The following is a 23083-nucleotide window of genomic DNA, read 5'->3' on the forward strand; positions in this document are numbered from 1 at the left end:
ATATTTATATTGACATAATCATTGATATTGTCATTATTATTTTCATTTACGTTATCATTATTATTCTCATTTACATCATCATTGGCATTTACATTAAGCGAGGAATTTTTAGCAGAGCGATTTGTTTCATCGCTGGGCGATTTTTTTTGTTCTTGAGCGATATTTTCCGCTTCTTCTAAGGAGAGCTTTCCTGAGAGTACCTCTTGGTAGAGTTCTTTATGCCATCTCTTTAGGTTGCCCATACGACCTTTTTCTTGGTTGGTTATTTTTGCCTGCTGGTATTTTTTCATATCTCTATCCAGCGCCTGCCTGATGAATCCGAAAGCAATGTTAGCCATGGGAGAGAGCGAATGTACCTCGCCCTTAATGGCGTATCGGGTGATGGCTTGGTAGATTTCCAATTGGATTTCCTGAGGGAGCTCATCAATGACATTGAGCCAGTCCACATAAAAAATGAAAGAATCTCTTTTCATCTGCATACGATTTAATTATCAATAAGAAACATTTTACAATATATTTGTATTATTTGACTACAAAAATACATCTTTTTTGCAGTAATGTCAAGTCTAATTACTACTAAATTATTGTTAAAAATAAAAGGTAAAAAACAAATTAAATGAAAAACGAAAAGTGAAAAACGAAAAATTCTTCACTATTCACTTTTCACCCACATACTCGCTCCCGCGACTTTACTGTTCACTTTTCACTATTCACTATTCACTATTCACTATTCACTATTCACTATTCACTATTCACTTTTCACTATTCACTGTTCACTATTCATAACTGCTTGGTATTTTGTGTTTAACAAATAAGGAGTCTTAAGTCAGAATATATTTTTGTGGAACAACTAATTTCTTGAAAAGAATTTATATAAAAGTAATGATTAAGCTAAAAAAATATTTTTTTGATACTAAAAATATTAAATATTTATTAAAGTACTGCGAATTATTAAAAATAAGTTGTTATTTTGCACTCGGAACAAATTAAATAAATATGAGAAAAAGAACGATCACTTTTGTAGCTTTCACAATAATTACTTCTCTGGTAGGATGTAATACTCAAAGCGATGATGGTGTGGGTGAAAAACCAAGACCCAGCACTGAGAGTAGTATCTATTTTCGTGAAGGTGCTGCACATACTATACACATGGTAGAGAAAGAAGAACGCACCGTCCTTATTGATGGTGCTACAGATGCTTTTACTTTTACCGAAACTTCAGGAGAAGGAATCACTGTGAGTAAGCTCACCGCCCCTGCACGCTTGAAAATAAAGGCTAAATCTGTTGGAACATATCCGATACTTCTTGCCGAAGGATCTAAAAAAGCTACTCTAAATGTAGTGGTAAACGAGCGTGATACAGGTTGGAAAAACGGAATCTTCACAATAGAAGATATTGATGGAGATAAAACCGAAGAGAAATCCACAGGATATGTGGAAATTGAACTTCCTGCAGGTACTTACACTTATGATAGTAACTCTCTATTGCCAGAGAATGCACGTGACCGCGTACAAGTACAAGTAATAGGAGAGAAAATAAGAGTAACGGCACTGAATCATTATGATGAAAATACGCCCATTACTTTTAAGGTTAAGAACCAAAAAAATCAGGAACGCACGGTAGTGATTAAAAGAGTTACTAAATTCTGGAGAACTGAAAGTAACGGTTATTTTCTTGTAGCCCTCTCCAATCCTATTTATGTAACTAAGCGTAGCTTTGATGAACGTAGGACCCCTCCTAAAGTGCCTTATACAGTCAAGAGTGTTTATAATGGTGGAGGTAGTAGTTCTGTACAACAAGAGTTTTTGTGGAATAATCCTAAAATTACGAAGATAGACTTGAATAACATGGAAACAATCCAATCTTCATCTTTCATGAATTCTTCTAACCTGGAAACAATCATAGCGGGTAAGGTAACTACAATAGAACATGATGCTCTTAAAGGAACAAAAATAAAAAAACTTGTTCTTCCTGAGATAACAAAAATACATGGAACTCTTCCCTCTACACTACAATATCTTACTTTAGGTAAAAAATTTACCTACATGTGGGACAACACTCTTAGAGGTACAGAGAATTCACTAATGGAACTTCGTATTGAGGTAACTACACCGGGACAAATAACATATTTTCCTCCCTATGGAGATCCTAACTATAAAATTATAGGAGAAAATAATACAGCAAAATTGCTGGTGCCCAAGCAAGCCCTTGAGGATTATAAAATACGTTTCCCTTGGATTACAACCCTTTTCAAAGGAGGTGTGGAGGGCTATGAATAATGTTGTTTAATAATAAAAAGACTGAAATGTACAAGATAAAATATATCCTTATTGCCCTTGTGGTGATACTTAGTAGCAGAATATTATCTGCACAAGATAATTATCGTCCTTGGCTTATTGGCGCAGGTGTCAGTACGGTTGATATGCGTGTACCTACCGATTTCACAGGTATGGTAAAGGATTGGTTTGGTTACCCAGATATGAATGTAGGCTTCCGTTTGGCAGCATCCCGATACCTAAGAAAAGGGATTACTACAGAGGTAGGATTTGCTTATGCCTCTATTACTCGCGATGAAAATTACTTTCGTGGAGAGGCAAGTACTAAAGTGACTGGAAAATCATTTTTTGGAGCGGATGTGCGTGCTCGCTATCATCTGAATCGCCTCTGGGAAGGACTCCCTTGGCTTGATCCTTATCCACAATTGGGACTGGGCATCTCCTCTATAGAAGGTAAAACCAAAGTAAACTTTATTGCAGGAGTGGGAGCGAATTTCTGGTTCACGGATGTGATAGGAGCAAATGTACAAACCAGCTATCATCCTTCTCTCAAAGGTGGAATAGGAAGTGATTATTTTCAGTTGGGAGTAGGTGTGGTAGTTAAATTCCCTTTCAAAGCCCTTGAAGAACCCATTGTAGACCATGTAGAGCGTGAGAGATTACCCAAAATAAAGAAAGAACGAAAGCGTATTACAAAGGCACGTCCGATTACCCGTGTGGAAACTCCCGAAGAACGTGAGGCTCGTACCATACGTGTAACTAAGGAAATTAATCTCTATGCGAAAACTATTCTTTTTGACCTTGATAAGGCTATTGTGAAAACCCAAGCAGAATTTATTCTGGATAATATTGCCAAAATTATGCAAGAGAATGAGGATTTTAATTTCGTCATAGAAGGACATACGGATAATACAGGAACACCAGAGCATAACTTGCAACTCTCTCAAGAACGTGCCGATGCCATTAGAGCCTATCTTGTTAATAAAGGAATCAATAAGAAACGCTTGGAAGCGAAAGGCTACGGACTCTCTCGCCCATTGGAAAGCAACGATACCGAACGCGGACGTGAAATAAATCGCCGTGTGGAAATAAATGTTATTCCTGATGAGCAACACGTAGAAAAAACATTATAAGATAAAATCTTTTCATAACATTATTGATTTTTTTGTTTAATGTGTTTGATTTCTGAAGCCCTTGAGGGATACTTCGGGGGCTTTTTTATAAAAATACAAGAGATCAACTTACAGAATCTCGCTTAATAAAAAAATGTTTTTTCGTAGAAAATAGAGTTTTTTTCATAATATTTTTTTTAATTGCTTTTTAATTGAGGAGTTTCAATTAAGTTAATTGTTAAACAAACAACTCCCAAAAACTTTTGGGAGTTGTTTTATTAAGATGAAAAGGAAGTGAATATTTTGATATAATTAAGTGTTTTTTCATAAATAAAGTGTTTTTATTGTTTTATTGTTTTATTGTAAGAGGCTCCTTTGAATAGGAGTCTTTTACTATCTAATCATTGGAAAAAAAACAAATCATTAATATATAATAACTTAAAAAGAAAAAAAATGAAACATTATTTTATTTTAGTGCTAGTTGTATTAGCGGGAATTTTCACAGGTTGTTCTAAAAGCGACAGTGATAGTTCAAAAGGAGGGGTACTTACACCAGGTACGTATACCATAAAGGCAGTTATTACAGGAGGAGGTGTACTAAAGGATGGTAAAATGACCATTGATGTTGAATTAGGAAAAAAAGTAAGGGATTTGGATATTACTAATGATCCTGCACTGGCAAAAATGAATGGAAAAACAGAGTGGGAAGGAGATTATAAGATTGAAAGCTCTGTCCAAGTAACCATTCGTGCCATAAAACCTACGGAGAACTCTGTATTAACCCTTTATATTCTTAAAGGGAAAGATGTGGTCAGAAAGGATGAGTACAAAGGTAAAGGTAATCATGATGGACTGATAGGACATATCAGTATCAGATTACAAAATTAAAAAGTAAAGAACATAGTTAAGTGAAAAACGAAAAGTGAAAAATGAAAAATTCTTAACTTTTAACTATTCACCCACATACTCGCTCACGCGACTTTACTGTTCACTATTCACTTTTTTGGTATGATTTTTGTGATTTGTATAGTGAATTAATAAATCAATTAAGAATAATGAGTTATTAATCATTAATCATTAATTATTGATCACTATGAATAGATTTTTTATAATAGGGTGGGGACTTCTTTTGGGAGCCTGCCAGCAGGCTCCTAAAGAGAAAGTTGCTTCGCTCCCTGAAGGAGAACAAGTCTCCTTGAGCGACCATTATGTCATTGAAGGAAAAGCACCCGTAAGGGAAGGAGCGAGGGTTTTCCTATATGAATATAAGAACAGATCTTACCTGCCGGTGGACTCCACGGCACTTGATGAGCAAGGATACTTCCGCTTTGAAGGTAAGGCAGAAACGCCCTATATCTATGCCCTACGTCTCAATGGTACCGGAGGGCGGGCACATCTCTACTTAGAGAATACTCATATCTCCTTAGAACTCAATCCAGATTGGAACTTTAACTATCTCCATGCCAGCGAACAAGGACAGCTCTTTGAACGCTATAACCGTATGGCAGCTCACGATATGCTGGACTTACCTAAGGAAATTAAGGAGGCACCTGACTCTCCTGCACTGGCTTATTTCCTTGCCCGACGTGCTTCCCTTTATGAATATCCTGAACTTTTGCAGATGCGAAAAGCTCTTGACCCCTCTTTAAACACGAATCCCTATATACAGGAACTCGATGCCTTCATTGACCACCTGAGCAAGATACAACCGGGTATGGAGGCGCCTCAGGTAGACCTTCAGGATGCACAAGGCAGAAAGATTTCCCTGAGAGACTTCCGAGGAAAGAAGCTTCTGATTGACTTTTGGGCATCATGGTGCCCTGACTGCCGACAGGCAAGCCCTAAACTTGTACAACTCTACAAAACCTATAAAAACAAAGGAGTGGAATTCCTTAGTATCTCCTTAGATGACAACCTTGACCAGTGGCAAAAAGCTATCAAAAAAGATCAGCTGACTTGGTCTCAGGCATTAGCCAAAGGTGCTTGGAAGTCCGATGCTGCCACCACTTATGCCCTTCGTTGGATTCCTACCTCCTTCCTCTTGGATGAGAGAGGGTTCATTATAGCACGCTCCATACACGTGGAAGATTTGGAAAAAGAAATGAAAAAATAATGATTAATGGTTAGTGATTAATGATTATTTTTCACCCACATACTCGCTCATGCGACTTTACTATTCACTTTTCATTTTTCATTGTTCACTTTTTTGGCACGGTTTTTGTACTTTACATAGTGAATTAACAAATCAATTGAGAATAATTAATCGTTGGTTATTAATTATTGTTGATTACTAAAACGCAAAAAGATGAAAAAATTCGCATTAATGATAGTGGTTGCTATCGCAGGAATCACCCAAGGAGTCGCACAGAGTTTAGGGGCAAAGGCTGGGTATAATTATGCTTCCTTGAGTGGAAAAACTGTACAGGAATCGGATGTAAAAGCACTTAGTGGTTTCTATGGAGGACTCTTTCTAACCCTACCCTTAGGGGATGTACTCTCTATTCAGCCTGAACTGCTCTATTCACGTGAAGGAGCCAAATGGAAATATACCGCTGCAGGAGTAAGCTCCGAAAAACAGTTTAAGTTTGACTACCTTAATGTCCCCGTCATGGCACAGGTGAATCTCGGTCGCTTGACTCTTGAGGCAGGTCCTCAGTTTGGATTCCTAGTGGGTAAGCCGGAAGTGTCCTATGTAATAGGAAACCAGACTAGCTCCACCAAGGTGGAAAAGGATGCTTATGCTTCCTTTGACTTTGCAGTAGGCGCAGGACTCGCCTTGCATCTGACGGATCATCTGTTCCTCAATGCACGTTACACCCATTCCCTTACCAACGCCTTTGATAAGAACAATACCTCTTTGAGAAATGCCAACATCAGTCGGGATAATGATTTTAAGAACAGTGTACTCTCCTTCGGATTGGGAGTTAAGTTCTAAGGAGCAATCATTTCTATTGTAATTCATAGTGTTTTAATATTTGAAAAAGAAGTTACCTTATGTTTAAGGTAGCTTCTTCATTTTTTTTGAATTGTTGATAACTTTTTATTTTTCCTCTCTTTATCTTTTTCTTATTTTTGTACCTTTGCCTACAGTTATTAAGGCACTGATGTGGAGGTACCTAAAGAATAATTATTATATTTTATTGGATTTTTTTCTTTATTTTTTTAATTATAAATTAAAAGTAAGGCTGCCTAATCTCACGAGGGATTGGGCAATCCTTTTTTAAGTGAAAAACAAATTAAATGAAAAACGAAAAGTGAAAAATTCTTCACTTTTAACTGTTCACTGTTTACCCACATACTCGCTCACGCGACTTTACTGTTTATTATTCACTATTCACTGTTCATTTTTCACTGTTTTTTCCTTGAATGGATGAATCGTCTTTTTAAGCATACTATCATATATGGCTTAGCCACGGTGATGCCGCGGGTGTTGAACTTGGTGTTAACTCCCCTGCATACCAGTGCCCGCACCCTTACTCAGGCACAGTATGGGGTGTATCAGGGGCTTTTTGCCTATATGATTCTGGGCAATGTGCTGCTTACCTATGGCATGGAAACGGCTTTCTTCCGCTTTATGCACACTAACCAAGCTCCTGCCCGTGTATCGGCTACCTGCCTTACTTCCCTTACCTTAACTTCGGTAACTTTTTTGGTGTTGGGACTCCTTATCTCACCCTCCCTTGCCATTTGGTTAGACTATCCTCCTGCTTATATTCGTTATGCCGTGTGGATCCTTGCCTTAGATGCCCTGGTGGCGATCCCCTTCGCTTGGTACCGTAATGAGGGTAAGTCCCTTCATTACTCCCTTATCAAGGTGGGCAATGTTACGATTAATCTGGGACTGAATCTTCTATTTCTCCTTTATTTTCCCTTCTTGGAGAGTAGAGGCTATAGGCTGCCTCAAGGAGCTTTTATTCAGGATAAAACACAATATATTTTTATAGCCAACCTTATTGCCAGTTTGCTTACCTTTCTCTATATGCTTCCTCTCTACCGGAAGATAGGTTTTCTCTGGGATGTGGGGCTGTGGAAGCGCCTGTTCCGTTATGCCTTTCCGGTACTGATAGCCGGGATAGCCTTCTCCATTAATGAGGCTTTTGACCGTATTTTTATCCGTATGCTATATCCAGAGAATGAGGCAGATAGTGTGGTAGGGCTCTATGCAGGTTGTTATAAAATGGGCGTATTCATGACCCTTTTCATCACGGCTTATAAGCTGGGGGTGGAGCCCTTTTTCTTCTCTAAAGCAGGGGATAAGAATGCACCTGCCACCTACGCTAAAATTACCGAATATTTTGCCCTCTTTGCCGGTGGTATTCTCCTGTTCGTTTGTGTATATATTGACCAACTCAAGTGGTTGCTGATTCCTAATCGTGCCTATTGGGAAGGGCTCAAGATAGTGCCTTTCGTGCTCTTGGCAAATCTCTGTTTGGGACTCTATCACAGCATTTCGGTATGGTATAAGGTTACCGACCGCACGGCATGGGGTGCTTTCATCTCAGTCCTTGGAGGAGGAATTACGGTGGTAGCCAATCTCACGCTGATTCCCTTGTGGGGCTATATGGGAGCTGCTGTGGCTACTTTCCTTGCTTACGGAGGTATGATGGTCATCTCTTGGAGGATAGGACAAAAAAAATACCCAGTACCCTATCGCCTTAAGCGTATTCTGGGATTCTTAGGCTTGGCTACCCTCCTCTCCTTACTTTACTTCTATGTCTTTGATAGAAATGTGCTGCTGGGAACGACCTTCTTCTTTATCTATATCAGTCTGGCAGTAAGGAAAGTGAAAAATTAATCATTAAAAATTAATCATTCATCATTATTTTTGTATCTTTGCCAAAGTTTTTTAAAACGAAAAACGTAGTTAAGTGAAAAACGAAAAGTGAAAAACGTAGTTAAGTGAAAAACGAAAAACGAAAAGTGAAAAATTCTTCACTTTTAACTGTTCATTATTCACTATTCATTATTCACTATTCACTATTCACTATTCACTGTTCACTTTTAACTTTTAACTATTCATTATTTATGAACGTTTTTATCATCAATCGCTCTGGGCATCCACTGCCCGCTTACCAAACCCCTCAATCGGCAGGGATGGACTTATGTGCTTTTCTCTCTGAGCCTATTACCCTTCATCCTATGGAGCGTAAGCTAATTCCCACAGGGCTCTATATGGAGCTCCCTGCTGGCTATGAGGCGCAAGTACGCCCACGTAGTGGCTTGGCGCTTAAGTATGGCATTACGGTGCTCAATACCCCTGGTACCATTGATGCCGACTATCGTGGGGAGATTCGTGTATTACTTATTAACCTCTCCCAAGAGGACTTCGTTATTCACGATGGCGATCGTATTGCGCAAATGGTCATCGCCAGTCACCAAACGGTAACCTTCACCCTTACTGAAGAGCTTTCACAAACCCAACGCGGTACAGGAGGCTACGGAAGCACCGGAAAATAATGTTTAATCGTTTCCTCGTGCAAAGGAGGATTTTCATAACATGAAAGTATATTCTCTTATAACCTTTTTTTTGCTCTTTGGTATGGCTTTGGCACAGGAGGAAGTCATTAAGGATACCCTTACAGGAGTTCCCTTGGAGCGTATGAGTCCTACGGATTTCCATAGTCGTAATGCCGATGTGGAGCGGGCTTTGGCAAGAATGTGGGAACTGGAACCACAAGACCAGCGCGGTACCTTCCACTTTGTGGATTACCTGCCTATGTATGTGATGCCCTTTCGCTATAATACCCGTCCTATTGAACAACCCATCAGCCTGAACCCTGACCGCCCCATCCCAGAAAGCCGCAATTACCAAAATGTAGAAGCCAAGTTTCAGGTGAGTCTTAAGGCAAAAATCCTACAGGATGCTTTTGGAAAAGGCGATGTATGGGTCGCCTTCACCGAACAAGCTTATTGGCAGATGTACAATGGTAAGCTCTCTCGCCCCTTCCGCGAACTCAACTATGAGCCTGAGCTTATCTTCACCTACCCCATGAACCTCTCGGCAGGTAATTTTAAGGTCAAAATGGCAGGACTCTCCATCAATCATCAGTCTAATGGTAAGGAGGCTGCCCTCTCCCGTAGCTGGAACCGCTTTATCCTCATGGGAGTATTCCAGTGGAATAGCGCCCTGATGAATGTCCGCCTGTGGAAGCGCTTCACTGAAAGAGCTAAAGAAGATGATAACCCAGAGATAGAAAACTATATAGGACGTATGGAGCTAGGGATCATATACCCCTTCCGAAAAAATGTATTCTCTCTGCGACTACGTAATAACTTGAACTTCAAAAATAATCGTGGATATCTGGAACTCGGTTGGATATATCCGCTGAGTCATGACCTGCGCATTCTCTTGCAGGCATCCCATGGATATGGAGACTCCCTCATTGACTATAATTATAAGCAGACCCTATTCGGCATAGGCTTTACCTTCTTAAGCCTCTAAGAATAATGATTAATGGTTAATGATTAATAACTTTTTTTATTTTTCACCCACATACTCGCTCACGCGACTTTACTTTTCACTTAACTACGTTTTTCACTGTTAAAAACAATTCTATTCCTACCGTTCGTGTAAAAATAAACACACTTCATGCCTGAAAAGCCACAAAACCCTTGACAATAGCGAAAAAAGCTATATCTTTGCACCAGAAATGAAAGAGATACAAAAGTTTATGATTGATTGAAAAATCAAAAAAAGTATTAGTTCTTTTTCACTCTGATAGATTTTTAATATAAGTGTTTAGATTTTTTTGCGTTTTTTATTTTGTACAGTAGGGACTAAGCACTTTGTCCATAGAAAAGGTGCTTAGTGCTTACTTGAAAAAAATAAGCCTACTCAGGGAAGTTTATCGCACTTTTTGATGTTTGAGAGAAGTATTTTTCATCATCTCTTATATAGTAATTAGATTTTTTGTGTTTTTATTTTAGAGCTGAGGATCTAAGCCTTTAGGCTTAGGCTTCACTCTCTGAAACAACAGGCAATCCTTGATTTAACCAAAAACCAATAATACCGACAGGCAGTAGGCACTTATGCTGCCCCTTTATGTTCTTAAATTTTGTTCTTTTGTGTATTGTAATAACAGGTCTTTCGTGATTTGAGACAGAAAAAAACTAAACAGACAAATCAATTATACAGATTATTTATAAAAGACTATTATCCTTAGAACTAAACTACTATATCTTTCACAAAAGAGAATCTTTAATAACTATTAAGTGCATTTTTTCATCTAAAGGAGCTTTATAGCTCCTTTTTCTTTTTCCGAGCGGAACCCTCCCTAATTAAAAAATAAATAAAAAGTTGGAAACTTTTTTTGTTTATTAAGTTTTTTACCTTATCTTTGCACCCGCTAATAAGCGAAAAACGAAAAGTGAAAAACGAAAAATTTTTAACTATTCACTGTTCAATGGTTTTTATATGAAAGAAGAAATTATCCCTAGAGCCTTAAAGTATTTTACGCAATATGGCTTCAAAACCTTTACCATGGATGACCTCTCTCATAACTTGGGGATCTCCAAGAAAACCCTTTATGAGCATTTCTCCTCCAAAAATGAATTGGTAGAAGCTTGCTTGGACTATGTCATTGAGGGTCCTTTCCAAGGAGTAGAGTCCTTCGTAGAAGGGGAGGGGTCTGTTATTGAGAACGTATTTCATAACCAAAAGCAAGTACAGAACTTCTTTAATATCAACTCTGCACGACCTATCTGGGAACTACAGAGGTACTTCCCAAAAGCTTATGAACGACTCAATAGTGAATCCATTAAATGTGACGAGCGCTTCTTGGATTTACTCTTAAAAAAAGGTTGGCAGGAAGGACTCTTCAGAGAGGAGATTAATGTCCCCTTCTTTAAGACCTTTTACATCGGTGTTCAGCACTTACGAAACCTTCTGGATACTTTTCCTGAACGTGATTTTGCCTTCTGGGAGACGATCTATACCCTCCTGGAGTATTTCTTTAGAATTGTCGTTAACGAAAAAGGACTTAAGGAACTCGAAAGAGTTCTTCAGAAAATAAAAAATAACCAATGATGAAGGATTAATAAATAACCTTCATTACTCATGATAATATATTTAAATTAAAAACAAATGAATAGATTCTTTATTGTCATAGTGACCATTTTCACCTGTGTAGCTTCCCTCTGGGGTCAACAGAGGGAGCTTACCCTCTCTCAAGCTATACAGTATGCCTTGCAGCACAAAGCCGATGCTCAGAAAGCACGTCTTGAGATTAAGAAGAGTGAATACAAAATCCAAGAGGTACGTGCTCATGCACTGCCCAACCTCTCCGCTACGGGCTCCCTTACCTATAATCCTAAGTTGCAGGCTACCTATATAGATGCCTCCACCTTTGCGATCCCTGGTATGCCTCCTCGTGAAGGTGTCCTTAAAATGGAGTTGGGACAGAAATGGTCTTCCTCAGCCGAACTTAAGCTCACCCAAATGCTCTTTAACCAAAGTGTGTTCATGGGACTTAAGGCAGCTCGTACTACCCGTGAGTTCTATATCCTTAACGAACAACTTACGCAGAACGATGTTATTGAGAAGGTGGCACAAGCCTATTGGCAGGTGTATCAGGCTCGCCAAGTGCTGGAGAACGTGCAGAGTAACCTATCCCTTACCGAGCAAACTGCTGAGGTGGTTAGGGGCTCCTTTGAGGCAGGACTGGCAAGGAAGATTGACTTAGACCGTGTAACCGTTACCCTCAATAACCTTAAATCTGCCCAACAGCAAGCCCTTAGCGGGGTGCAGCTCTCCGAACATGCCCTTAAGTACATGATTGGGATGCCCATCACTGAGCCTATAAACCTTCCTAAGGATGCCTTCAAGGCAACCTACCAGCTCGCTTTTGAAAAAGGAGATGCCTCAAAGCGTATCGAACTTCAGGTACTTGAAAAGCAAAAAGAACTCTTATCCCTCAATACCCGAGCCGAACAAGCAGGACTCTTTCCTACCCTCGCCCTAATGGGATCCTATGGATATCTAGGAATGGGACCTAAAATGCCCCTAATCTATGGAGAAAAAAATAAGGTATATTGGGCGGATTATTCCGCAATCTCTTTGGGACTAAGTATCCCTATCTTCTCAGGATTCGGAACCAAAGCTAAGATACACCAGGCGCTAATAGAAGTAGATGCCCTTAATGAAACTCTTAAGGATACACGCTTGGCTATGGATTTAGCTTATGAGAACGCACAAACACAGCTTACCAATAACCTCTTGACCATTGATACCCAAAAGGAAAATGTTAAGCTCGCTCAAGAGGTACTTACCAATACCCAGAATAACTATCACCAAGGATTGGCTTCCCTTAATGACTTGCTCGAGTCCGAACGTGCCCTCTCCGATGCTAAGAATAGCTATACCAATGCATTGCTCTCCTTCAAACTCGCCGAGATAGAACTGCTTAAAGCCAAAGGAGAACTAAGCACCCTCAAATAGTCATTCATCATTAATATTAGTCTATCTTTTCCGTGAGGAGTCTGAAGGTTTCCCGTGTGTTCTTGTGCTGATAAAGCACCTGGTACACGGCATCAAGGATAGGGGTATAGGCGGGTAGGGCTTGGCGTTGGTTAATCTTATAAGCATTCTCTACCGCATAGTACCCCTCGGCAACCATACTCATCTCCATAAAAGCGCTCTTGACCGAATAGCCCTTACCTATCATGTTGCCGAACATACGGTTACGGCTGAATGCCGAGTAGCCTGTAACCAGTAAGTCGCCTAAGTAAGCCGATTGGTTCACATCACGGGTGATGGGGTGTATAGCATCCACATAACGCTCCATCTCCCGTATGGCGTTGCTCATCAGTACACTCTGGAAGTTATCCCCATAGCCAAGTCCATGAGCAATCCCTGCAGCGATCGCATAGATATTCTTGAGCATTGCCCCATATTCTACCCCAATGATGTCCTCGCTGATTTTGGTACGTATGAAGGAACATCGCAGGGCAGAAGCCATTTCCTCCGCTTTTGTAAGGTCTTCACAGGCAACGGTAAGGTAGGAAAGCCGCTCTAAGGCAACTTCTTCCGCGTGGCAAGGTCCGGTGATAACCCCAATGTTCATCGGGTTCAGTCCATATTTCTCAATCAGATGCTCTCCCACCACCAAGCCCGTTTGAGGAACGATCCCCTTGATCGCCGAGAAGATAACCTTGTCCTTGAGCGATACCTCAAGGGCTTCCAGCTCCCCTACCAAGAAGGCGGAGGGAATTACCAGAATCACATAGTCCGCCTCATCCACCGCTTCATTAATCTGGTGTGTTAAATGAAGCTTATCGGTATGGAGCTCCACTGAGGAAAGGTAGTTAGGATTGTGCTTATATTGCTTAATGTGCTCTATGGCACGCTCATTGCGCATGTACCAAGTAACCTGTGGTAGGCTCTCGGTGAGGATTTTTACGATAGCCGTCGCCCAACTACCTCCCCCTAATACTGCATATTTTTTCATAAGTAAATAGCAATCATTAATATTGTTTCTTATTTCTATTCACCACTTTTACCACCCCCATAATCAGCACTCCCATTGCCACAAAGCTCAAGAGGGTTGCCCACCAATATCTGAGGAAAAGATCCTTGAGCACCACCGCAAAGACAATGCCAAAGAGCAGCAGCGTAGCCACCTCATTTGTCATACGTAGGCTTACCGAACGGTAGCGAACCTCTCCTTGCTGTAACTCCTTGAGGGTGCGCCATGTCCAGTAATGATAGAGAAGGAGCACTCCTACACCAAAGAGCTTAATGTGCATCCAGCCTTGAAATAAAAACATCCATTGCATCTCCCATAACAGGTATATTCCTGTGATGATCACAATCACTAAGGCGGGTATCGTGATGATGTTCCATAGGCGCTCCTCCATAAAACAATATTGGCGATGCAGCACCGCTCGCTCTGTCCCCTCCTTGCCCTTTAAGGCTTCTGTGTGGTAGATGAGCAACCTCACTATGTAGAACAATCCCGCAAAATAACTCACCACAAAGATGATATGTAATGACTTGATAATAAAATACATCTCTCTAATAATTAACAAATTAGTTCTTCTCTCTCACCTTTCTTTATAAGGATAAAGGATACTTTAGCATCCCTCCCCTCTTGGAGAGAGAAGCAAAATGCAAATATACAAAATATTTCTCACTTTCTTGCTGTTTTGCCTACAGAACGAACCCCTGATAAAAATAGTGATTAAAAAGGATTTCTATTTGCAAAAAAAACGTATATTTGTACCTATAAATCGCTGAAATGTTGTTCTTTACATATACTTTCACAGAATAAGAATAGTGAAATTGCCTCTATAAGCGGAATGATATACTAATATTTTAAAATTCTGTAGCAGAGACGTCCATATTTCATACAAATCGGGCTTTAATTATTAATTATATATATATGAGAAGAATGAATATTGCATTGCCTTTGGTAGCTATAGCCATCGCAATCACTTCCTGTCACACTACGAAGGAGGAAAAAACAACCCCTTTCAATCAAGACCAATTTCCTCCTGCTCCCGTAGCTGAGCAAATCCCTGAAACCTTTGAGAATTTCGGGGAAAAGCGCACCGACCCTTATTACTGGCTTAAGGACAAAACCAATCCTAAAGTCATAGAATACCTTAAAGCAGAAAATGCTTATACTGATACAGTAATGGCTTCTACCAAAAAACTGCAAGAGACCATCTATAATGAGATTCTCGGACGCATTAAGGAAGATGACCAAACTTATCCTACCTTTGACAATGGTTACTACTACTACAACCGTAGCGAAAAAGGAAAACAGTATCTTACCTATTGCCGCCGAAAAGGATCCATGGAAGCCCCTGAAGAAGTCTTCTTTGATGTGAACCAGATGGCTGAAGGAAAAAATGCCTTCATCTTTGAAGGGTATTTCATTAGTCCAGATAATCAAAAAGCCGCTTATCTGTATAATGAAACAGGCTCCTATGCGGAATATACCTTGAAAGTCAGAGACCTTTCCACCGGTAGCGATATCAACTTCCGTGTGGAGGGAGTTGCTTCCGTTGCTTGGGCAAATGATAGCAAGACCCTCTTCTATAGTACTATTGATAAGTCCTTACGCTCCCACCAGATTCATCGTCAAGCATTGGATGCCCCTAACTCCGTGCTTCTTTACCAAGAGGATGATGCTCGTTTCTCTACTTATGTCTCTGCCGATAAGCTCAAAAGGCATATATGGGTGTTCAATGGAAGTTCCTCTACCTCTGAAACACGTTATCTCTCTGCAGATAACCCTACCCAGCCGCTGAAAGTCTTCTTGCCGCGTACCCAAGGAGTGGAATATGCCGTATACCCACATAAGGATTATTTCTTCCTTCGTTATAAGGATGATAAGCATCTCAATGGAGAAATGTACAAACTACCTTTGGTAGGATATACTGACCGTACTCTTTGGAAAGAGTTCCTTGCTCATGATCCCAACACACGTATTGAGGGAATTGATGTACTGAAGGATTATGTAGTGGTGTCCTTGCGCAAAAATGGGCTTACTCAGTTAGAAGCACTCCCTGTGGCAGAAGGGGAAAAACGCGTAGTCTCCTTCCCTGAACCTGTATACTCTGTCTCTTTGAAAGAAAATCCTATGTATGACTCCCCTTCTTTCCGCTATTCATACACTTCATTGAACCGTCCTACTACCCTTTATGAATATGAAATAGCTGAAGGAAAAAGCAACAAACTCAAAGAACAAGAGGTGCCCTCAGGATTCAATCCTGACGATTATACCGTGGAACGACTATGGGCTACCGCCCCTGATGGCGTGAAAGTCCCTATGGCAGTGGTGTACAAAAAAGGTCTTAAGCGAGACGGATCCGCCCCTGCACTCTTGTATTCTTATGGAAGCTATGGTAGTAACTCCAGAGTGTATTTCAGCACTTCCTATTATAGCCTTATTGACAGAGGCTTTGTCTTTGCTATCGCTCAAATACGTGGAGGGAGTGACTTAGGGGAACAATGGTACGAAGATGGAAAGCTCCTCCATAAGAAAAATACCTTTACCGACTTTATTGCCTGCAGTGAGTTGCTTATCAATGACAAGTATACTTCTTCCGACAAGTTAGCTATCGCAGGAGGATCTGCAGGAGGCTTGCTCATGGGAGCCGTAACCAATATGCGCCCTGACCTATACCATACCGTGGTGGCACATGTGCCTTTCGTGGATGTGGTAACTACCATGCTGGATGATACGCTCCCCCTTACCACCGGTGAATATGAGGAATGGGGAAATCCCAATGAGGAAGAATATTTCCGCTATATGCTTTCCTACTCCCCTTATGATAACATTAAAGCACAAAACTACCCTAATATGCTCGTAACAGGCGGGCTTAATGACTCTCAAGTACTCTTCCATGAACCTGCTAAGTATGTAGCCAAGCTTCGCTCCCTTAAAACCGATAAGAATCTCTTGATCCTACACATGGACATGGATTCCGGACACGGAGGTGCCACAGGTCGCTACGGTAGAATTAAGGATACAGCCTTTGAATTCGCCTTTATCCTCAAATGTATAGGAATAGACAAATAAAAAACAAGTATCCAAAAACCAATAATGATAAAGGGTTTTAGCTGGCAAAGCTAAGACCCTTTTTAACTCATCCCTAATGGGATGCACCTTGTGTTTTTTAATCCGCTTAACAACTCCCCATGCAGAACTACCGCACAGGGATTTTTACTATTGTGCGACAACCTAATTGCCAATGGATAATCTTATTAACTGTTGCATGGTGGTGTCTATTTTTTCAGCAATACCCTTACTCTTTTCTAAATGGTATTCCTTCACGATAGGAGCAATGGGCTTATAACCTACCCATACTTTTTTATCTTGCTCATAAACAACGATTTTCAAGGGTAGCTCAATTCCCATAAAAGGTTCTTCCTGCATCAGAGCAGTCCCTACTTTAGGGTTCCCTACGATAAGCAACGTTATAGGCGACAATTCTTCCCCTACCGCTTTAGCGGCTGCTTGGTGATCAATGGTAGCAAAAACAGTAATTCCCTTTTGTTCTAAGGTCTTCTTAAGCGTAGCTATTGTCTGCTCGGACGAATAGGAACTGAGAAAAGCAATATGCGTTATAGGACCTCCATATTTAGGCTGCGCCACCGCTAAGAGCGGAAATAATAATAAGCTAAATAAAAACTTCATATGACTCAATTATAAAATGAATGTTATCTCTATCAGGGTTTAGGGTAAATCTTGCTGGCAAAGAGGCTCCAAAAAGGGGCTTGCTTGTACTTCTCTACCGAAGCCTTAGGGACATAAATCTTCTCTAAAGGGACTGCTATAAACGGGTTGTTTACTAAGGTAGGCGGGTTTGCAGCATGGATAGTTACCGTTTTTAGCTTTTTACAATACCAAAAAGCATCGTACCCTATAGCCGTGAGTGTTGCAGGCAGGATAACACTTTCCATCTCTAAAGAACCCGAAATACCCACGGTCTCTATCTCTGTAAGTCCCGTATCTTCTAAGTGAAGGGTCTTTATATAATTCCAACTAATAGCTCCGAAGCCCAATTTGCTTATTTTATTAAAATGAATCTCTTCCAGATTATTGGAGGAAGAAAAAGCACGATCAGGCAGTACACGTATATTAGGAAGGGTTATTTTCTTAAGGTGAGTGTTGAAGAAAGCCTTTTCTCCAAAATCAACCATGGCTGCGGTGTTGAAGAGAACCTCACCACTAAGGTTAGCTTCTTCAAAGGCATTAGCTCCAATCTCTTTTAGGTTCTTAGGGAAAGTGATGGATTGTAAGTTCTTATGCTCCTTGAAAGCCCCCTGAGCAATCGTATTGACCTCCCGAAGCTCACTATCGGCTTGCATATCAAGCACTGTAGTATTGGGGTTCTTCCATTGGATGAGCGTACGCCCATCGCCACTAAGCTCATAATCCGCCGTGGAGCGATTAGGTTTCGCAGGGTTGGGGTGGTCGCTATTGCTTTTGGAACAACTTATAAGGGCGACTGCTATTGAGGTGAATAATAAAACTTTTCTCATTTTACAAAGAGGCTATTGCTATGGAATAACTTGAATATAATCGGCTAATGCCCTCCAGTAAGGATCTCTTTTATAAGTATCAATGAGATCCTCTGGCTTACTTGGTACATATATTTTAGGAAAGGTAGCTTTGGGAATACCTAAGAAAGGGTCTCCTTCAAAATAGGGAGGATAAAGAGCGAGAATGGTGAGGTGCTTTAAGGAAGTACAATGGGCAAAGGCTTTATCTCCTATAGGCTTTAAGTTCATCGTTACCGAGAGAAGCACCTTTTTTAAGCGTTGGCAATTAGCAAAAGCTTCTTTCCCTATTCCTTTTACACCTGCCTGAGTGAGATCCACTTGTTCAAGGGCTTCACAAGCGTAAAAAGCACCCTCCCCTATAAGCCCTGTCTCCTTAAAGGTAACTTCTTTCAAGTGCTTACAATTGGCGAAAATGTGATTAGGTAATGCTTTTGTCTTGGGAAGTACCACCTCTCTAATCTTGGAATGATAAAAGGCCTTCTCCCCTAACACTACATTTGAATAAGAATTGAACAGGAGCGCTTCACTTAGGTCAGTCTCGGCAAAGGCTTCCGCTCCTATCTCTTTTAAATTGTCAGAGAAGGTTACCGCTCTAAGATGCTCACAGCCTTTGAAGGCACCTTCGCCAATGGTATTTACCTCTCGCAGTTTGCTATCGGCTTGCATATCTATGCGGGGGGTATTGCGGTTATTCCATCGGATGAGTGTAAGTCCATCGTCACTTAGCCGGTAGTCGCTTGCGGGAATATCACTATGGCTATCTTCCTTTCGGCAACTTGCCAATACCATAGCGATAAGGAGAAAGAAGAAGACTTTTTTCATCATAGTTGCATTTTAAGGATTCATAATACTACACTTTAACTTACCTAATTTGCCTGTCCTGTCTAATTCTTTTTCTTCAATGAAAAGGTTACTTGGTATTCCCTGCCATTTTCCTCTATGAGCACATAGCCTTCAGGCAAATGATTGGCTAAATATTCGTAATCATTCCCCTGTAAGGCAGAGGAACTTACGGCAATAGGGTAATATAACAAATTCTCTATTCTTAGCTGGGGGAATACAAGGGCTTTCACCTGAGCATCCTTTATTTCTTCGGTGAAAGTAACGAATACTTGTCTGGCAAGCCAGCTGGCATTCTTATCATAAAGCACAGCCTCTCTAACTTTTAGCCGTGAGGTGGGCGCAGTCGCTTTTTTCTCTATGGTAATCTCTTGCGAAAAAGGATCGGATTTTAGCCGAATCTGTGAGGAGAATACTACCTTATAAGTACCTGAAGGGACACTATCATCAATGGTAAAGGTGGCGGTGGTGCCTCTGTGATTGTAAGTCTCCAAGGTCGCTTTTACGGCTCCGTCCTTCATCAGGAGCAAACTACAATGTCGGTAATCCCCATTAGTACGACCAACACTCATATAAGTAAAGTTCTCTCCGGTAACCGTTAGCTCATCCCCCGTTTTTAGGGTAGTTGAGGAAAGTGTACGAATCACAGGAGCATGGGCTACGACTACTTCTATGCGTTCTTTTTCGCTATTTACAAAGGGAAGCACATATTCTTTCCCTTGACCTTTGATAACAAAATCAAAGTCCTTGCCCCCATTCAGTGGAGTGGAAGGGGTATCAAACATTAAGAAATGAACATTATAAGAGGAAGCAGAAGTAACCACAAGGGGATAGTCCTGCCCATTCTTTCTTAGGTAATACGTATATTTTGCTAGGGATTCTTCTTTGGCGTAGATCAAAGCGTTAAACTTCTGTAGAGAAGTAGTTGCTAATACGGTAACAGGTCCTTCAAAAAGATTAATATCTAAGACTCTCAAAGCAGGAATGCTACTATCCAAGACAAAGGATCCACTTGTAACTTCTTCTTTATCAAAAGTGGCTTCAAGGCGGTATTCTCCATTCTTGTAAGTAGCGGGTAAGGCTACATCTATACGTCTTTCTTTTTTGTCTATCTTTTGTACTTTTAGCGAGTAAGTAATGGTACGGTCATTGCGGTTGACCAATTTCACTTTGATTTGTTCTTTCTTAACCGGCAGGGTATTAGTATTGAAAGAAATTATCTCACCACCTGCTTTGCCTTTGGTGGCCTCTTGTGGGATAGGCTCTATCTCTATAGGTACCTGTGGTTGCTCGGTTTTCTCTACCGTTACCATTACTTTATAGGTTTTGGTACTCTTATCTTCGGCGGTTACCGTGTAGCGGACTTCCTTAGAGAAATTCTGTGCTACTCCTGTATTGGGGTTTATTGTGGCACCTTTGGAAAGGGTAATAGTGGGGATGAGGGCGGTAACGTCCGTGTCCTCAGGAAGTTCAGTGGTGATAGTCGTACCGCTGATTTTAGCGGTATAGGGCTTGTCCGCTACAGTGATGACAAACGAAAGAATGTCTTTCTCACTGCTTTTGGGGAGCACCTCGGGGTCATCTTTCTTGCATGCCATAGCAAGGAATAAGAAGCATAAAGCATAAATTTTTTTCATTACAAGTGAATTTTTAGAATGTTTTTGTTTGAAAGTGCAAAAATAGTAAATAATTACGAATGTTGGATAATGAATGATAAGATTAACAAACCTCTTTCAGCCATTAATCACTTTTCACTTTTCACCCACATACCCAGCTGTGGGCACTCGCTGGCTATACTATTCATTTTTCATTTTTCACTATTCATTTTTCACTTTCCACCCACATACCCAGCTGTGAGCACTCGCTGGCTATACTATTCATTTTTCATTTTTCATTTTTCACTTATTAGGGGGGTGGACACTTCTCCATCCTTTTTTTCTTGACATAGCTACAAGAAAGTTGTATCTTTGCATCGTCATTAGAACAAAGTGTAAGTTTTTCATTAATCACTTTTCATTTTTCATTAATCACTTTTCATTTTTCACTTTCCACCCACATACCCAGCTGTGAGCACTCGCTGGCTATACTATTCATTTTTCATTTTTCACTTTTATGAACGCTCTTGCTTTAGACCTCCTTTGGGAAATTGCGCGGGGTGAGCCCAAGCAACAGGACAACAAAATTGTATACCCTTCACCACGTGAACAAATCGCCGCACTTTCGTTCCTTGCCAAGATAGAAGGCTGGGATGTCCCCGAAAAAAAGACTCCTGAACCCATAATCCCCGACTTTTCCGCTCTTAGTGAAGAGAAATGGGAGGCACTATTCTCTGCCTATCAAGCGCGTAAGCACTTGCTCTCCTTTACCGCTTTTACCTTCCCTTCTTTTTCGCCAGCTCCCTTTCATGAACGTTATTACCAGCTCCTGACGGATTTTGCCTTTGGAAAAGTTAAGAAACTCATGATTTTTATGCCCCCTCAGCATGGCAAAAGTGAAGGAGCTACACGCCGACTGCCACCCTTCTTGCTCGGACGTAATCCTGAACTGAAAATTGCCATTACCTCCTATAATACTACCAAAGCACGTAAGTTCAACCGAGAAATACAGCGTATTATGGATGACCCTACCTATCATCAACTCTTCCCAAAAACCATCCTTGCCTCCCGTAATATGTCCACTACCTACCTGCGCAATGCCGATGAGTGTGAGATTGTCTCCCACCAAGGAGGCTTCAAAACACTCGGGGTAGGTGGAGCTCTCACAGGGGAACCCGTGGATGTGCTTATCTTAGACGACCTCTATAAGGATGCCCTCTCCGCCTGGTCTCCTATTGTCAGGGAACATGTTGCCGACTGGTACGATACGGTTGCCTCCACCCGACTGCACAATAACAGTCAACAACTTATCGTATTCACACGTTGGCATCCCGATGACCTCGCCGGAAGACTCCTCTCCCACGAAGGTACCTACCACCCAAAGGATAATCCGCAAGGTTGGCAGGTAGTACTATATCCCGCTATTAAGGTGGGGGCTCCTTCTCCCTTTGACCCACGTACAGAAGGAGAACCGCTATGGGCGCAGCGCCATTCCTTGAATAAACTCCTCGCTACACGAGTTCGAAACCCACAGGTTTTTGAAAGCCTTTACCAGCAAAACCCACAACCTCAAGAAGGGCTTATGTATGAGCCCTTTAACGAATATACGGACCTGCCCAATGATCCCTTGGCAATCACCAAGGCTTATGTGGATACTGCCGATACCGGTAGCGACTACCTCTGTGCTATTATCTATAAGGAAACTCCTCAAGCGAACTATCTCTTGGATATTCTCTATACGCAGGAACCTATGGAGTATACCGAACAAGCACTTGCCTCCCTGCTTACCCGCTATCAAGTGCAGGAGTGTATCATTGAAAGTAATAATGGCGGACGTGTCTTCGCCCGCAATGTGCAGGCACGTGCACTTAAGCAGGGAAATGACCTTACCCACTTCCGTACCTGTTACCAAACACAGAACAAGGCTACTCGTATCTTTACCTATTCCGCCGCAGTACAGCACCTAACCCTTATGCCTCAAGGATGGAGAGAACGCTTCCCTGCCTTTGCCAAAGCCATCACCTCCTACCTCAAAGCCGATACGAACCCCCATGATGATGCCCCAGATGCGCTTACTGGAACCATAGAACATCGTAAAACCTTTAAGAAAAATAACCTCGCCGCACTCTTCAATAGATAAAAAGTAAAGGATTAATTTTTAATGATTAATAACTGTTTTTCACCCACATACCCAGCTGTGAGCACTCGCTGGCTATACTTTTCATTTTTCACTTAATTCCTGCTCA

General features: G+C 41.1%; 19 protein-coding genes. 12 read left to right on the forward strand and 7 right to left on the reverse strand.

Going from position 1 to position 23083, the window contains the following annotated elements; genetic code table 11:
- On the reverse strand, positions 1–473 hold a 473-nt coding region (locus tag HMPREF9071_RS02915; RefSeq protein ID WP_253908251.1), incomplete at its 3' end, for a DUF6291 domain-containing protein.
- 523 nt (positions 474–996) lie between these two features.
- Here HMPREF9071_RS02915 and HMPREF9071_RS02920 point away from each other — a divergent pair.
- The 10 genes from HMPREF9071_RS02920 to HMPREF9071_RS02965 all read left to right on the forward strand — a co-directional run bounded on the left by HMPREF9071_RS02920 (position 997) and on the right by HMPREF9071_RS02965 (position 12825).
- The gene (locus tag HMPREF9071_RS02920) at positions 997–2280 is read left to right on the forward strand and encodes a leucine-rich repeat protein (protein WP_009745067.1); all 1284 of its coding nucleotides are present in this window, start codon (positions 997–999) and stop codon (positions 2278–2280) included.
- 26 nt (positions 2281–2306) lie between these two features.
- Positions 2307–3410, forward strand: coding sequence for an OmpA family protein (locus HMPREF9071_RS02925; RefSeq protein WP_040358214.1), 1104 nt, complete (start codon positions 2307–2309; stop codon positions 3408–3410).
- A 432-nt stretch (positions 3411–3842) separates the two neighbouring features.
- Complete coding sequence (locus tag HMPREF9071_RS02930; protein WP_009745069.1) at positions 3843–4277, forward strand: hypothetical protein; 435 nt, start codon at positions 3843–3845, stop codon at positions 4275–4277.
- A gap of 205 nt (positions 4278–4482) precedes the next feature.
- On the forward strand, positions 4483–5502 hold the full coding sequence (locus HMPREF9071_RS02935; protein WP_009745070.1) for a TlpA disulfide reductase family protein: 1020 nt from the start codon (positions 4483–4485) through the stop codon (positions 5500–5502).
- 192 nt (positions 5503–5694) lie between these two features.
- Positions 5695–6324 carry a porin family protein gene (locus tag HMPREF9071_RS02940; RefSeq protein WP_009745071.1) on the forward strand — a complete coding sequence of 210 codons (630 nt, stop codon included), beginning with the start codon at positions 5695–5697 and terminating at the stop codon, positions 6322–6324.
- A 435-nt stretch (positions 6325–6759) separates the two neighbouring features.
- Positions 6760–8184: a lipopolysaccharide biosynthesis protein gene (locus tag HMPREF9071_RS02945; protein WP_009745072.1), complete on the forward strand. Its 1425-nt coding sequence runs from the start codon at positions 6760–6762 to the stop codon at positions 8182–8184.
- Between the two features lie 230 nt (positions 8185–8414).
- On the forward strand, positions 8415–8846 hold the full coding sequence (gene dut, locus HMPREF9071_RS02950; protein ID WP_040357953.1) for a dUTP diphosphatase: 432 nt from the start codon (positions 8415–8417) through the stop codon (positions 8844–8846).
- A 40-nt stretch (positions 8847–8886) separates the two neighbouring features.
- Positions 8887–9831, forward strand: coding sequence for a phospholipase A (locus HMPREF9071_RS02955; protein WP_009745074.1), 945 nt, complete (start codon positions 8887–8889; stop codon positions 9829–9831).
- Positions 9832–10803: 972 nt separating this feature from the next.
- Positions 10804–11415, forward strand: a complete 612-nt coding sequence (locus tag HMPREF9071_RS02960) for a TetR/AcrR family transcriptional regulator (protein WP_009745075.1) — start codon at positions 10804–10806, stop codon at positions 11413–11415.
- Positions 11416–11472: 57 nt separating this feature from the next.
- The gene (locus HMPREF9071_RS02965; RefSeq protein WP_009745076.1) at positions 11473–12825 is read left to right on the forward strand and encodes a TolC family protein; all 1353 of its coding nucleotides are present in this window, start codon (positions 11473–11475) and stop codon (positions 12823–12825) included.
- A 16-nt stretch (positions 12826–12841) separates the two neighbouring features.
- On the opposite strand, the gene HMPREF9071_RS02970 is transcribed toward HMPREF9071_RS02965, so the two are convergent.
- The gene (locus HMPREF9071_RS02970; protein WP_009745077.1) at positions 12842–13834 is read right to left on the reverse strand and encodes an NAD(P)H-dependent glycerol-3-phosphate dehydrogenase; all 993 of its coding nucleotides are present in this window, start codon (positions 13832–13834) and stop codon (positions 12842–12844) included.
- A 16-nt stretch (positions 13835–13850) separates the two neighbouring features.
- Positions 13851–14396, reverse strand: coding sequence for a CopD family protein (locus HMPREF9071_RS02975; protein WP_009745078.1), 546 nt, complete (start codon positions 14394–14396; stop codon positions 13851–13853).
- A 371-nt stretch (positions 14397–14767) separates the two neighbouring features.
- Here HMPREF9071_RS02975 and HMPREF9071_RS02980 point away from each other — a divergent pair, with 371 nt between their 5' ends.
- Positions 14768–16915, forward strand: a complete 2148-nt coding sequence (locus HMPREF9071_RS02980; protein ID WP_009745080.1) for a S9 family peptidase — start codon at positions 14768–14770, stop codon at positions 16913–16915.
- Between the two features lie 162 nt (positions 16916–17077).
- Here the strand turns inward: HMPREF9071_RS02980 and HMPREF9071_RS02985 are convergent, their stop codons facing one another.
- The 4 genes from HMPREF9071_RS02985 to HMPREF9071_RS03000 form a co-directional block, all read right to left on the reverse strand.
- Positions 17078–17533 carry a DUF302 domain-containing protein gene (locus HMPREF9071_RS02985; protein ID WP_009745081.1) on the reverse strand — a complete coding sequence of 152 codons (456 nt, stop codon included), beginning with the start codon at positions 17531–17533 and terminating at the stop codon, positions 17078–17080.
- Between the two features lie 32 nt (positions 17534–17565).
- The gene (locus tag HMPREF9071_RS02990) at positions 17566–18381 is read right to left on the reverse strand and encodes a leucine-rich repeat domain-containing protein (protein ID WP_009745082.1); all 816 of its coding nucleotides are present in this window, start codon (positions 18379–18381) and stop codon (positions 17566–17568) included.
- Between the two features lie 18 nt (positions 18382–18399).
- Positions 18400–19224: a leucine-rich repeat domain-containing protein gene (locus HMPREF9071_RS02995; RefSeq protein WP_040357956.1), complete on the reverse strand. Its 825-nt coding sequence runs from the start codon at positions 19222–19224 to the stop codon at positions 18400–18402.
- Positions 19225–19286: 62 nt separating this feature from the next.
- A complete protein-coding gene (locus tag HMPREF9071_RS03000) occupies positions 19287–20879 on the reverse strand; it encodes a glycoside hydrolase (protein WP_009745084.1) in 1593 nt (530 codons plus the stop codon).
- Positions 20880–21354: 475 nt separating this feature from the next.
- Here HMPREF9071_RS03000 and terL point away from each other — a divergent pair, with 475 nt between their 5' ends.
- The gene (terL, locus tag HMPREF9071_RS03005; RefSeq protein ID WP_009745085.1) at positions 21355–22977 is read left to right on the forward strand and encodes a phage terminase large subunit; all 1623 of its coding nucleotides are present in this window, start codon (positions 21355–21357) and stop codon (positions 22975–22977) included.
- Positions 22978–23083: the final 106 nt, after the last annotated feature.

The organism is Capnocytophaga sp. oral taxon 338 str. F0234 (assembly GCF_000192225.1).
In the GTDB taxonomy this organism is placed as follows: domain Bacteria; phylum Bacteroidota; class Bacteroidia; order Flavobacteriales; family Flavobacteriaceae; genus Capnocytophaga.